At 74.9% G+C, this 13,530-nt stretch carries 6 protein-coding genes; 3 read left to right on the top strand and 3 right to left on the bottom strand.

Annotated features, from left to right (window positions below):
• Positions 1–162 precede the first annotated feature (162 nt).
• Positions 163–921, bottom strand: a complete 759-nt coding sequence (locus D5H75_RS21935; protein WP_119928370.1) for an isocitrate lyase/PEP mutase family protein — start codon at positions 919–921, stop codon at positions 163–165.
• A gap of 198 nt (positions 922–1,119) precedes the next feature.
• Between D5H75_RS21935 and D5H75_RS21930 the strand changes: the two genes are divergently transcribed.
• Positions 1,120–2,352 (top strand): PucR family transcriptional regulator, encoded by a 1,233-nt coding sequence (locus D5H75_RS21930; protein ID WP_242454418.1) that lies wholly within the window; start codon positions 1,120–1,122, stop codon positions 2,350–2,352.
• Positions 2,353–2,750: 398 nt separating this feature from the next.
• Here the strand turns inward: D5H75_RS21930 and D5H75_RS21925 are convergent, their stop codons facing one another.
• Positions 2,751–4,010 (bottom strand): alpha/beta hydrolase, encoded by a 1,260-nt coding sequence (locus tag D5H75_RS21925; RefSeq protein ID WP_202638378.1) that lies wholly within the window; start codon positions 4,008–4,010, stop codon positions 2,751–2,753.
• 413 nt (positions 4,011–4,423) lie between these two features.
• Between D5H75_RS21925 and D5H75_RS21920 the strand changes: the two genes are divergently transcribed.
• Both D5H75_RS21920 and ccrA read left to right on the top strand, forming a co-directional pair.
• Positions 4,424–10,918: a type I polyketide synthase gene (locus tag D5H75_RS21920; protein WP_242454417.1), complete on the top strand. Its 6,495-nt coding sequence runs from the start codon at positions 4,424–4,426 to the stop codon at positions 10,916–10,918.
• Between the two features lie 57 nt (positions 10,919–10,975).
• Positions 10,976–12,307: a crotonyl-CoA carboxylase/reductase gene (gene ccrA, locus D5H75_RS21915; RefSeq protein WP_119928368.1), complete on the top strand. Its 1,332-nt coding sequence runs from the start codon at positions 10,976–10,978 to the stop codon at positions 12,305–12,307.
• 149 nt (positions 12,308–12,456) lie between these two features.
• Here ccrA and D5H75_RS44215 read toward each other — a convergent pair whose 3' ends face one another.
• Positions 12,457–13,482: a questin oxidase family protein gene (locus tag D5H75_RS44215; RefSeq protein WP_119928367.1), complete on the bottom strand. Its 1,026-nt coding sequence runs from the start codon at positions 13,480–13,482 to the stop codon at positions 12,457–12,459.
• Between the last annotated feature and the right edge of the window lie 48 nt (positions 13,483–13,530).

The raw sequence follows: 13,530 nt of genomic DNA, 5'->3' as shown, positions 1-13,530 counted from the left end.
GGGCCTGTCGGCGCTGCCGTCATCCGCGCGTCTCCCGTCGTCTCCCGTCGCGGCCATGTGGTCAGACGGTACGGCTCGCGCCCGCGGAACCGCTGGTCACGCGGGCACGATTTCGGGGCGGGCGGGTTGTCACGCGGGTTATACGCGCGCGGGTTCTCCCGGCTACGCGTACGGGCTCTCCCCGGCGCGGATGCGGGCGGCCATCTCGCCGACGCCCGCCATGACCGCGTCGTACAGGCCGCCGCCGAAGGTGACGCGGGCGACGCCCAGCTCGCCCAGCCGGGCCAGGGTGGGGCCGCGGTCGTGGAAGAGGACGTTGACCGGGCCGGGGACGCGCTTCACCAGGGTCGCGATCGTGTCCTCGTCCAGGAGGCCGATGGGGTAGACGCAGTCGGCCCCCGCCTCCAGGTACCGGGTCGCGCGCTCGACGGCGAGGTCCATCCGCTCCTCCGGGGTGCCGCCGAGGCGGCGGAGGAACACGTCCACGCGGGCGTTGACCACCAGGGCGTCGCCGGCGGCCCGCCGTACCGCCGCCAGGTGGGCGGCCTGCTCATCGGCGTCGAGGAGGCCGGGGCCGCCGTCCTGGCGGCTGTCCTCCAGGTTGCAGCCCGCCGCGCCGGCGGCGAGCAGCCGCTCGGCGAGTTCGGCGGGCGCGAGGCCGTACCCGCCCTCGGCGTCCACGGTCACGGGCACGTCCACCGCGCGGGCGACGCGGGCGGCGGCGGCGAACATCTCCGCGGCGGGCGCGCCCTGGCGGTCCTCGTAGCCCAGGCTCTCGGCGATGCCGCTGCTGGGTGTCGCTAGCGCGGGGAACCCGGCGGCCGCGAAGACGCGGGCGGAGCGGGCGTCCCAGGCGTTCGGGAGGACCAGGGGGCGTTCGGAGGCGTGAAGGGCGCGAAGGAGACGCGCGTGCTCGGACATGGGAACCGACGCTAATCCGCTGTCTTGTTAGTCACTTAGATCCACTTGTTTCCGTTTCTTGGAGGCCACTTGCGCATGTGTCCCCGGATGCTTTCGCATTCAAGTGACAAATGGGGCTAGCGGATCTTCTGTGAAAGGTGCAGTCTGGCCGTCTAGGCGACTTCCCCGCTGACGATTCGTGCGGTTCGGAGGATGTGGATGGTTGTCAACCCGGGTTCCGAGGATGTCTCCGCTCAGCCCTGGGACGCCGTGCCGTCGGAGCTCGCCGACCAGATCCGCCCGCATTTGGAGCCGATGGCCGCCGAGATGATCCGGGAGATCCAGAACCGGGTCCCCGAATACGCCCGCCCCCTCGACGAGACCTACGTCCGCACGCTGCGGCAGGCCGTGGCCGAGGCGCTGCGGCAGTTCGTGGACCGCATCGGCGACCCCTACGGGCCCTGGGAGAACACCACCGAGATCTACCGCACGATCGGCCGGGGCGAGGCGGCCGAGGGCCGCAGCCTCGACCCGCTCCAGACCGCGCTGCGGCTCGGCGCCCGCGTCGGCTGGCGCCGGCTGGCCTCCGAGGCCGACCGGCTCGGGCTCAACCCGCAGGCGCTGTACGCCCTGGGAGAGGCCATCTTCGTGCTGATGGACGAGATGGCCGACGCCGCCGCCGAGGGATACGCCGAGGCGCAGGCGCACGCGGCGGGGGAGTCCGAGCGCCGCCGCCGCAGGCTGCTGGACCTCGTGCTGATCGACCCGCCGGCGTCCCCCGACGCGATCGCCGACCTGGCGAGGGCGGCGCAGTGGCGGCTGCCCAAGTCGGTCGCGGGGGTGGCGCTGGTGGAGCGCGAGGACGAGTTCCGGGCCCCGTCCCTCCCGCCCGACGTGCTCTTCGACCTGCACCGCCCCGAGCCCTGCATGGTCGTCCCCGATCCCGAAGGGCCCGGCCGCCGCCAGATGCTGGAGGTGGCGCTGCGCGACTGGGACGCGGTGATCGGCCCCACGGTGCCGCTGGCCGACGTCGCCAAGTCCCTGCGCTGGGCCCGCGAGGCGCTGGCCCTGGCCCGGCGCGGCGTGATCCCGCACCGGGGCTCCCACCTGGTGCGCTGCGCCGACCACATGTCCACGCTGGTGGTGTTCAAGGACGAGGACCTGGTGGACGCGCTGGCCGCCGACCGCCTGGCCCCCCTCTCGCACCTGCGCCCCGGCCAGCAGGACCGGCTCGCCGAGACGCTGCTGGCCTGGCTCCAGAACGGCCACAACGCCAACGAGGTCGCCAACCGCCTCCACGTCCACCCGCAGACGGTCCGCTACCGCCTGCGCCAGTTGGAGGAGCTGTACGGCGACCAGCTCACCGACCCCGACCTCCGCTTCGAGCTGGAGATAGTCCTGCGGGCCCGCCATCTCCGCGCCCAGGCCCCCGCCCAGCCCACCTCCTCCTGACGCCTCCTGACCCGCCCCCGGCCTCCTGCCGCCCCTTCCCCCGGGCCCGGAAGCTCGCCGTGATCATGCAGTTTTAAGCACACGGTGTGATTAAAACTGCATGATCACGGCGAGGTCGGGGCCCGGAGAGGGGTCACGCGGGGAGGCCGAGCCCCGAGAGGATGGATATCCGGGGGTGAGCCCCCGGGATCGGCTCTCGGGACGGGCAGCGGGGTGATCCCCGGGGGTTGGCCTCCGGGACGGGCAGCGGGGTGATCCCCGGGGGTTGGCCTCCGGGACGGGTAGCGCGGGGGTGAGCCCCCGGGGTCGGCTCTCGGGACGGGTAGCGCGGGGTTGATTCCGGAGAGGCGGACCCCGGGAGGCGGTTCAGAGGCGGTTCAGAGGCGGGTCAGAGCGGGTCAGAAGATGTCGGGGAGGGGGAGGCGGTCGCGGAGGTCGCCGTCCTCCCGGGGCCCGTCCTTCCGGCCCTCGTCCTTCCGGCCCTCGTCGTTCTGGTTCTCGTCGTTCTGGTCCTCGTCCTTGGGCCGGTCGCCGCCGCCGAGGCGGGGGGCGATGGGGGTGTCGCGGAGGTCGGGGACCTTGGGGAGGAGGTTCCAGCCGGCGCTGTCGTCCGCCGGGGCCTCCTGGGCGGCGGACGCGCGCGAGGCGCCGAGGGTCTTCATGATCGAGGGCCACACGCGGTGGAGCTCACGCTGCCAGTACGGCCAACTGTGGCTGCCGTTGCCGTACAGGTTGACGGTCGCGGGGATGCCGAGCGACTTGAGCTTGGCGGTCAGCGCCCGGATCGTATACGCCGAGGTGGGCTCGCCGAGGCTGGCCGGGTGCCACTTCTGGTTCGGCGGGTCGAGCTCGCCGCGCAGGGAGGTGGTGCCGCTGGAGAAGTACAGCTTGGTGCCGCGGAAGTTGGCCGCCAGGTGCAGCGGGTCGTGCGCGTCCCACACCGACTTGTTGACGCGCGGGTAGCCCCACATGGCGTACGGGTCGGTCTTCTCCTGCTTCTGCGCCTTCATGATGATCGCGGGCACGAACGGGAGCTGCGTGGCGACGATGCCGCTGAAGGACGCCATGTGGCGGAACATGCCGGGGTTGCGCGCGGTGTAGGCGGCGGCGCCGTACCCGCCCATGGAGTTGCCGACGATCGCGCGGGTGGTGCTGCCCCGGTAGGCGCGCTCGATGATCGGCAGCACCTCGCGCAGGTGGAAGGTCTCCCAGGCGGGCGGGCCGCCCTTGCCGTAGTTGTGCCAGTTCGTGTAGTTGCCCGCGCGGCCGGCCTCCGCCATCACGATGATGACGCCGTCCTTCTCGGTGAACTTGGCGATGTCGCTCTTCTTGGTCCACGAGGTGTAGTTGTCGGCGCCGCCGTGCAGCAGCAGCACGACCGGCCACGTGCGCTTGGCGGTGGCCTTCCAGCCCCTGGGCAGCAGGACCCGCACGGGCATGTTCCTGCGCATCGCCTTGGAGGCGACCGTGAGGTCCACCGCGCGGCTCTTGGCGACCTTCTTCTCGGCCACCACGCGTGAGCCGTTGGGGGCGACGGCGTTCTTGGGCGGCGCCGCGGCCGAGGCGGGCTGGGCCGTCATCGCCGCCGCGACCAGGACTCCCGCGGTGACCGCGGTGAGCCTGGTGAGCGCGCGCCGGGGTCGGAGGCCACCGAGCATGCTGAGATCCCTTCGCGTTTACTGCGCGTCCTGCCGTCCGACGCGTGGGGAGGGTGTGACTGGTGCGCCGGCCGCAGGCCGCGACCGTACGGCTTTCTCCGGATCTCTTCTATAGCGCCCGCCAACGTTTCCTGGCGCGGCTTTCGCGGCCCTGGACAAAAGCCCGAGGTGGCCGCCACGTTGTCGATCTCGCCGCGCGCACTTCCGTGATCTGGTTGTAAAGGTCATGACAAAAGCCTTACGGGGGAATGTGGCCGCACTATCTGCTCTGCGCGCGGTGACGCTTGTAGCTTGATCGATCAGCCTGAAAAGGCCACCCCCGCACATCGGATTCGGGAGCCGCCACCGTGCCCTCCGCCGCGTCTGTGAATCCCCCTTCGGAAGAAACGCTCCGCCGTTTTCTCGTCGGCCGGGTGGCGGAGCGTTCCGGGTCGTCGCCCGAGGAGGTCGACCCCGACCGGCCGCTGGAGGAGTTCGGCCTCGCCTCCCGCGACGCGGTGGCCATCGCCGGTGAGCTGGAGGAACTGCTCGACCGCTCCCTGAACGCCACGTTGGTGTGGGAGTACCCCACCATCAACCGCCTGGTCCGCGGCCTGCTCGGCGTCCCGGATGAGGACGCCGCCCCCGCCGGCGGGGAGCGTACGGCGGAGCCGGGCGAGGCCGTCGCGGTGATCGGGCTCGGCTGCCGGTTCCCCGGCGGCGTGACCGGGCCCGAGAGCTACTGGGACCTGCTGGTCAACGGCCGGGAGGCCGTGGGCGAGGTGCCGGAGGGGCGCTGGGACGCCTTCGACGACGGATCGCCCGAGGTCGCCGAGCTGCTGACCACCGTGACGCGGCGCGGCGGGTTCCTGGACGACGTGGCCGGGTTCGACGCGGCGTTCTTCGGGATCACGCCGACCGAGGCCGCCGCGATGGACCCGCAGCAGCGGATGCTGCTGGAGGTGGCCTGGCAGGCGCTGGAGCACGCGGGGATCGCGCCGCCCGCGCTGCGCGGCAGCCGTACCGGGACGTTCGTGGGCATCTCGGCGACGGAGTACGCCTACCTGACCGCGTCCGACCTGACGAGGGTGGAGGCGTGGACGGCGACCGGCGCGGCGATGAGCATCGCGGCGAACCGGCTGTCGTACCTGATGGACCTGCGCGGGCCGAGCCTGGCGGTGGACACGGCGTGTTCGTCGTCCCTGGTGGCCACGCACCTGGCGGTGCGGTCCCTGCTGGCGGGGGAGAGCGACCTCGCGCTGGCCGGCGGGGTGAACGTGCTGCTCTCACCCATGATCACGATGACGTTCGACCGGGCGGGCGGAACCTCCCCTGACGGGCGGACCAAGGCGTTCGACGCGGCGGCCGACGGGATGGTGCGCGCGGAGGGCTGCGGCGTCGTCGTGCTCAAGCGGCTCTCCGACGCCCTCCGCGACGGCGACCGGGTGCTCGCGGTGATCAGGAACACCGCCGTCAACCAGGACGGCCGCTCGAACGGCCTGGTCGCGCCGAACCCCGAGGCGCAGGAGGCGCTGCTGCGCGAGGCGTACCGGGGGATCGACCCGGCGAGCGTGGACTACGTGGAGGCGCACGGCACGGGCACGCTGCTGGGCGACCCGATCGAGGCGCGCGCCCTGGACGCCGTGCTCGGGCGCGGCCGGGACCCGCGCCGGCCGCTGCTGCTCGGCTCGGCGAAGACCAACCTGGGTCACATGGAGCCCGCCGCCGGGGCCGCCGGGCTGATCAAGACGGTGCTCGCGCTGGCCCGCGGCGTGGTGCCGCCCAGCCTCAACTTCGGCGAGCCCAGCCCGCACATCCCCTGGGACCACCTCAAGGTGGTCACCGAGCCCACCCCGTGGCCGTCGGCGCGCCCCCGCGCCGGGGTGTCGTCCTTCGGCTTCGGCGGCACCAACGCCCACGTGGTACTGGAGCGCGCGGAACCGCTCCCGCCCGCGCCGCCGTACGGCGACCGCACGCTGCTCTTCCCGCTGTCGGACGTGACCGCCGACCGGATCGCCGCGCACGCCCGCGACCTGGCGGACTGGATCGAGGAGCGGGAGGACGTGCCGCTCGCGGACGTCGCGCACACCCTCGCCCGGCGGTACGGCCGGGGCCGGGCGCGCGCGGTGATCGCCGCCCGCGACCGGGGCGAGCTGGTGGAGCGGCTCCGGGCGTACCCCGAGGGGGCGGTCACCGGGGCCGCGCGGGCCCTGAGCGGGCCGGTCTGGGTCTTCTCCGGGTACGGCTCGCAGTGGGCGGGCATGGGGCGCGGGCTCTACCGGGACGAGCCGGTGTTCCGCGAGGCGATCGACGAGCTGGAGCCGCTGTTCGCCGCCGAGACCGGCCACTCGCTGCGGGAGATCGTGGAGACCGGGCGCGAGGTGCGCGGGGTGGCGGAGGTCCAGCCCGTGATCTTCGCGATCCAGGTCGCGCTGGCCCGGCTCTGGCGGTCGTACGGCGTCGCGCCCGCCGCCGTGCTCGGCCACTCGATGGGCGAGGTGGCGGCGGCGGTCGTCGCGGGCGGCCTGTCGCTCGCCGACGGCGTGAAGGTGATCGTACGGCGGGCCCGCCTGCTCGGCACGATAGGCGGCGGCGGGGCCATGGCCGTCCTGGAGATCCCGGCCGACGAGGTGCCCGACGGCCTGCACGTCGCGGTGTACGCGGCGCCCCGGCAGACCGTGGTGACCGGCGACCCGGACCGGCTGGCGGAGCTGGCGCGCGAGGTCGAGGCGCGGGGCCTGCTGGCGCGGCTGCTGACGGCCGAGGGCGCCGGGCACTCGCCGCAGGTGGACCCGCTGCTGCCCGCGCTCGCCGCCGAGCTGGCCGAGATCATCGGGCGCGAGCCGGAGACCGCCTTCTACTCCACGGTCACCCCCGGCGAGACGCCCGCCTTCGACGCGGCCTACTGGGCCGCCAACGCGCGGCGGCCGGTGCGCTTCCTGGACGCCGTGCGCCGCGCCGCCGAGGCGGGGCACACGGTGTTCGTCGAGGTCAGCCCGCATCCGCTGGTGGCGTACCCGCTCGGCGAGATCGTCCCGGGGGCGCTCGTCACACACAGCCTGAAGCGCGGGGCCGGCGAGGCGGAGACCTTCCACGGGCAGCGCGCCGTCCTCCACGCGAACGGCCTGCCGCTCGCGATCCCCGGCCGGATCGCGGACGTGCCCTCGCCGCGCTGGCGGCACGAGCGCCACTGGGCCGAGGGCCCGCGCCGCGACCGCCGCCCGGACACGCACCCGCTGCTCGGGGCGCACGTCGAGCTGCCGGGGGAGGAGCGGCACGTCTGGCAGGGGGTGCCCGCCCTGACCGGCTTCGCCGGGGTGCACGGCGTGGAGGTGCTGCCGCTGGCGGCGGTGGCCGAGATGGCGCTCGCCGCCGCGTCGCGGGCCCTGGGGCGCGACGACCTCGCGGTGACCGACGCCGAGCTGACCGGGTTCCTCCCGCTCACCGGGGACACGCTGCTCACGACCTCGCTCGTGCCCGGCCCGCGCGGGTCGGCCGAGGTGGAGATCCAGGGGCGGGACGCCGCCGGGGCCTGGACGCGGTACGGCACGGCGGTCGTCGCGCCCTACCGCCCCGCCGACCGGCCCTCGCCCGCCGCGCTCGCCGAGCTGGAGGCCGCCACCCGCGACGCGGTCTCCGCCCTGGACGCGGGCACCGTCCGCACCCTGCTCGCCGCCGCCCCGGGAGCGGGCGGGCCGGGAGCGGGCGGGCCGGGAGGGGCGGTCGCTCCGCGGATCGGCTCGCCGCCGCCCGTGGCCTCGGCGACGCCCCCCGTCGCGGTGGGGGCGGGGACGCCGCCGGCCGCCTTCGATCCGCCCGCGGCGCCGGGGCCCTTCGGGCCGCCCGTCGCGCCGGGCGCCCTCGCGCCGGCGCGCCAGCAGGCGGGCCCGCCGCCCGTCGCCGAGCGGGTGAGCGAGGCCGAGGTGACGGTGGAGGCGCCCGAGCCCGCGACCCGCAGCCCGTACTTCCGGGCGCACCCGCTCGTGCTCGACGCCTGCCTGCGCGCGCTCCACCCCGCCGCCGTGCCCATGTCGGCGGCCGCCGTACGCGTGCACGGCGACTGCTCACGCGGCGGGCTGTGCCGTACCCGCGTCGGGGAGCGCGACGGGCGGCTGATCGGCGAGCTGACGCTGAGCGGCCCGGACGGGACCCCGCTGCTCACGGTGACCGGCGTGGAGCTGCGCGAGGTCGAGCCCACGCGGGTCCCGGTGCCGCTCGCGGGCAAGCTGTTCGAGCTGGCGTGGCTGGAGAACCCCCTGCCGGAGACCCCGGAGACCCTGGAGACCCTGGAGACCCCGGAGACCTCGCGGGCCTGGCTCGTGGTGACCGGGGACGAGCCGCCGGACCTGGTCAACGGGCTGGACCGGGCCATCCTGACCACCCCGGAGGCGCTGGCGACCGCGCTGGACGCGCGTCCGGGCGTCGCGGGCGTCGTGCTCCCCGTGCCGGCGGGCCGCGACGACCCGGCCGCCGCCGAGGAGCTCGTGCTGACCGCCGCGAAGGTGGCCCGCACGCTCGCCGGCTCCGGGAGCACCGCCCGCCTGTGGTTCGCCGCGCGCGGCGACTCCCTCGCCGCCGCCGCGCTGCGCGGGCTGGTCCGGGTGCTGGCGTTCGAGCACCCCGCCCTGCGCGCCACGCTGGTCCGCGTCGAGGAGCCCGGGCAGCTCGCCGCCGAGCTGCGGGCCGACGCCGTCCAGGACGAGGTGGCCTGGCGGTCGGGCGCGCGCTTCACCGGGCACCTGGCGGCGGCCACGCTGGGCGACCCGGTGGACAGGCACGTCGTACGGCGCGGCGGCGGCTACGTGATCACCGGCGGGTACGGCGGGCTGGGCCTGGTCGTGGCCCGCAGGCTGGCCGAGCGCGGGGCCGGGCGCGTGGTGCTGGGCGGCCGCTCCGGCCCGCCCCCGGAGGCCGAGAAGCTGATCGCCGAGATCCGCGAGCACGGCGCCGAGGTCGAGGTGGTCACCGGCGACATCGCCGCCGACGGCACGGCGGAACGCCTGGTGGCCGCCGCGATCGAGGGCGGCGTGCGGCTGTGCGGCGTCGTCCACGCGGCGGGCCTGCTCGCCGACCGCCTGGTGGCCGACCTGGGCGAGGAGGACCTGCGCCGGGTGTGGCTGCCCAAGGCGTACGGCGCGTGGCGGCTGCACGAGGCCACCCTCGGGCACGACCTGGACTGGTGGGTGGCGTTCTCCTCGGCGGCGGCCCTGCTCGGCTCGCCGGGGCAGGCGTCGTACGCGGCGGCCAACGCCTGGCTCGACGCCCTCGTGGCCCGGCGCCGCGCGCTCGGCCTGCCCGCCACCACGATCAACTGGGGCACCTGGGCGGACGTGGGCGGCGCGGCGGACAACCCGATGCCCGCGCTCCAGCCGATCACCCCCGCCGAGGGGGCCGAGGCGCTGGAGGCCCTGCTCCAGCACGACCGCGCGGCGACCGGCGTCGTACGGCTGGACGCGGCGGCGGCCGTCGCGTTCTTCCCGGAGATCCGGGAGATGCCGTTCTTCTCCGCGCTCATGGGCCCGGCCGCCGGGCCCGGCGAGACCGGGGACGCCTGGCCGGGACCGGCCGGGCTGCGCGAGATGCCCTCGGGGCGGGCTCGCGAGCTGGCGTCCGAGCGGCTGCGGGCGCGGGCGGCGGCGGTGCTCGGGTTCGAGCCGGGCCGCCTGGACGCGGACGTGCCGCTGACCGACCTGGGCCTGGACTCCCTCATCGCCACGCGCATCCGCAACACCGTCGAGCACGACTTCGCGGTCGCCGTGCCGCCGCCGCTGCTGCTCAAGGGCGGCACCCTGCGGGACCTGGAGCGCTTCGTCGCGGACGGGCTCGGCCTCGGCGAGGCGGCGGCCGCCGCCGCGCCCCCGGACGCGTCCCCCACGGAGGACGTGCTGGTCGACGCCAGGGACGCGGCCGAGCGGCAGGCGCTCCGCGTCTTCCGGGACGTCCTGGGCCGCCCGGTGTCGGTGACCGACGCGGTCCTGGACGCCGGGACCGCCGCGACCGTCGCCGAGCGGCTGAGCGCCGAGATCGGCCACCGTCTCGACCCCGGCGACGTGCTGCGCGCCGCCAGCGCCGAGGCCGTGGCCGGGCTCGTGCGCGCCTTCGACGAGGCCGAGGCCGCCCAGGGGCTGGTACGGCGGCTGCGCACGCGCGGCACGGGCCGGCCGTTCTTCTGCGCGCACCCGGCCGGCGGCACGACCGGGCAGTACCGGCAGCTCGCCGAGCTGGTCGGCGACGGCCAGCCCTTCTACGGCCTGGAGCGCATCGAGGACGACGTGCTCGACGTGAAGGCCCGCGCCGCGCGCTACGTGCCCGAGATCCTCGCCGCGCAGCCCGCCGGGCCGTACCGGCTGGGCGGCTGGTCCTTCGGCGGCGTCCTCGCCTACGAGATCGCGGTCCAGCTCACGGCCCTCGGGCACCACGTCGAGCTGGTCGCCATGCTGGACTCCGGGCTGCCGCTGCCGATCTCCGCGGACGAGGCGAGCCGCCACCTGTCCACCCGCATCATGGGCTTCGCGGACTACCTGTCCGAGACGTACGGCAAGCCCGTCCGGCTGACCCTGGACGAGCTGCTCCCCCTCGACGAGGACGCCAAGATCGAGCTGGTCATGGCGCGGGCGGGCGACGCGGGCCTGCTCGACTCGCTGACCCCGGCCATCCTGCGCCACCAGCAGACGTCCCACGAGGACACGCGGGCGCTCGAACGGTACCGGCCCGAGCCGTACGACGGGCGCGTGGTGCTGTACCGCGCCACCGAGCCGACGCCCTGGGCCGTGCAGGACCCCCGGTACGACCACCGGGACGACGCGCGCGGGTGGGACGCCCACTGCTCCCGGCTGGAGATCGTCCACGTGCCGGGACACCACCTGAACCTGCTCGACCCGCCCGCGGTGCAGGTGATCGCGGAGCACCTTTCGGGCCTGCTCGCCTAGCACCACCTGGAGTCCGGCAAGTCATCCATTCCGCCAACCCTCCCCCAGGAGCGACGAATGTCAGACCTCGCCCAGGCCGTCATCGAGGGCGCCCCCGCCGAGGAACTGCTCGCCCAGGAGATCCCCTCCCGGTACCGCGCCGCCCACCTGCTCAAGGACGAGGTGGGGCTGTTCGGCGACGTCGGCCCGCACGACGGCGTGACCGTGGACAAGGACGTGCGCAGGTCACTCCACGTGGGCCCGGTGCCCATGCCCGAACTGGCCCCCGACGAGGTGCTGATCGCGGTCATGGCCAGCGCGATCAACTTCAACACCGTCTGGTCGGCGATGTTCGAGCCGCTGCCGACGTTCGCCTTCCTGGAGCGGTTCGCGCGCCAGGGCGGCTGGGCGGCGCGGCACGCGCTGCCGCAGCACGTGCTCGGGTCCGACGCCTCGGGGGTGGTCGTGCGGACCGGGGCGAACGTGCGGCACTGGAACGTCGGCGACCGCGTGGTCACCTCCCCGGCGTACATCGACGAGCAGGACCCGATCACCCAGCACGACGGCATGCTCGCCTCCGACCTGCGGGCGTGGGGCTTCGAGACCAACTTCGGCGGGCTCGGCGAGTTCGCGGTGGTCAAGGCGACCCAGCTCCTCCCCAAGCCGGCCCACCTGACCTGGGAGGAGGCGGCGTCCTACATGCTGTGCGCGTCCACCTCCTACCGGATGCTCGTCAGCGACAGGGGCGCGCGGATGAAGCAGGGCGACATCGTGCTGATCTGGGGCGCGACGGGAGGGCTCGGCGGCTTCGCCGTACAGCTCGTCAAGAACGGCGGGGGCGTGCCCGTGGGCGTGGTCAGCTCCGGGGAGAAGGCCGACCTGCTGCGGGCGATGGGCTGCGACGCGGTGATCAACCGGGCCGAGCTGGAGCTGGGCGGCCCCGGCAACGTGAAGGCGTGGCGCAAGATCGGCGAGGAGATCCGGCGGCAGGTCGGGGAGGACCCGCACATCGTCTTCGAGCACACGGGCCGCGAGACCTTCGGCGCGTCGGTCTACCTGGCCCGGCGCGGCGGTTCCGTGGTCACCTGCGGCTCGTCCAGCGGCTACGCCCATGAGTACGACAACCGCTACCTGTGGATGAACCTCAAGAGCATCATCGGGTCCCACGGCGCGAACTACCAGGAGTGCTGGGAGATCAACCGGCTGATCAGCCTGGGCATGATCCACCCCACGGTCTCCGCCGTCTACCCGCTCGACGAGGCCCCCGAGGCGACCCGCGCCGTCCAGACCAACCAGCACGTCGGCAAGGTCACCGTCCGCTGCCTGGCCCCCGAGGACGGCCTCGGCGTCACCGACCCGGCCCTGCGCGAGCGCATCGGCGAGGCCACCCTGAACCGCTTCCGCGCCTGAACCGCTTCCACGCCTGACCCCCTGCCGCCCCCCGCCCCGCCGTACGGCCTGAGCCCGGCCGTACGGCGTGAGCCCCGGCCGCGGCGCCGGGCGGGGGCGGCCGTCAGCCGGGGAGCCGGTCAGCGGGGAACAGTCAGCGGGGGCGGCCGTCAGCCGGGGAGCAGTTCGACGGCGCGGGCCGAGGCGTGCAGGAACAGCGGGTCGCCCAGGCGGGCGTACTGGCGCAGGCACGCCTCGGTCATCTTGATCGCGTGCGCGTCGCCGGTCTCGGCCGCGCGGCCGGACAGCTCGGCCGGGTCCAGGGGGTCGCCGTCCGGAACCGGCTCGATCGTCGCGCCGTGCGCGTAACCGCTGTAGAGGGCCGCCGCCACCTGCCACAACGCGTCGTACACCGGCCGGTGCAGGGTCTCGGGCAGCTCCCCGAGCACCGACGCCACCGCCGTCGGCGCGGTCACCGCGTGGATGAAGTCGATCGGGGCGTGCCTCCCGTGGGTCACGAAGACCCGAGCGAAGACCCGCGTGAGCTCGTCCAGGTCGCGCGGCACGTCCCGGGGCGGGCGGACCGACGACACGGTCTCGGCGAACCCCGGCAGGCCGGCCAGCTTGCGCAGGTGGGGCACGATCAGCGTGACCGGCGCCAGCTCCAGGATCGGCAGCACGGCCACCGCCTGCTCCACCGTGCGCACGCCCTCGGTGAGCGGCCGCCCGGGCAGCTCGGCGTACCCCGCCGCCCAGTAGGCCAGCGCGCGGGCCAGCTCCCCGCGCCGGGGCCCGCTCTCCCGCTCCGCCAGCGCCCGCACCGCGTGGGCCGTGCGGATCACCCCGTGCGTGGCCCCGGCCGCCAGCCCCGGGGTCAGCCGCGGCCACCACTCGGCGAGGACGTCGCGCCAGGGGGCCTCGGCCAGCCGCTCCCGGAAGTACCGCTCCCAGTCCGCGACCCGCCGCATGTCGCCCAGCGCCGCGCGCCAGTCGCCGATCCGCTCCCCGCCGCCGGGCGCGTCCTCCAGCAGGGGCAGGTAGCCGTCCACCCATCCCGGCACGGCGTCGGCCGCGTCCAGCCGTACCAGCGCCTCGGCCACCATCGGCCCGTGGTTGGACAGCCCGCCCCGGAACTCCGGCCCCGTCGGCGCGAGCCGTGCCAGGGCCTCGTCCAGCCGTTCGGCGTTGAGATCCATATCGACTCCTCCCTATATAGGGATCACTCTATATAGAGCGCGAACGAT

This window comes from Bailinhaonella thermotolerans (genome assembly GCF_003594875.1).
GTDB classification, from domain to species: Bacteria; Actinomycetota; Actinomycetes; order Streptosporangiales; family Streptosporangiaceae; genus Bailinhaonella; species Bailinhaonella thermotolerans.
This window is presented reverse-complemented; position numbering and strand designations above follow the sequence as displayed.

Bases quoted from the DNA above. Each gene is read 5' to 3' on its own strand.
- D5H75_RS21935 (WP_119928370.1), bottom strand. From the start codon at position 921: ATGTCCGAGCACGCGCGTCTCCTTCGCGCCCTTCACGCCTCCGAACGC.
- D5H75_RS21930 (WP_242454418.1), top strand. From the start codon at position 1,120: ATGGTTGTCAACCCGGGTTCCGAGGATGTCTCCGCTCAGCCCTGGGAC.
- D5H75_RS21925 (WP_202638378.1), bottom strand. From the start codon at position 4,010: ATGCTCGGTGGCCTCCGACCCCGGCGCGCGCTCACCAGGCTCACCGCG.
- ccrA (WP_119928368.1), top strand. From the start codon at position 10,976: ATGTCAGACCTCGCCCAGGCCGTCATCGAGGGCGCCCCCGCCGAGGAA.
- D5H75_RS44215 (WP_119928367.1), bottom strand. From the start codon at position 13,482: ATGGATCTCAACGCCGAACGGCTGGACGAGGCCCTGGCACGGCTCGCG.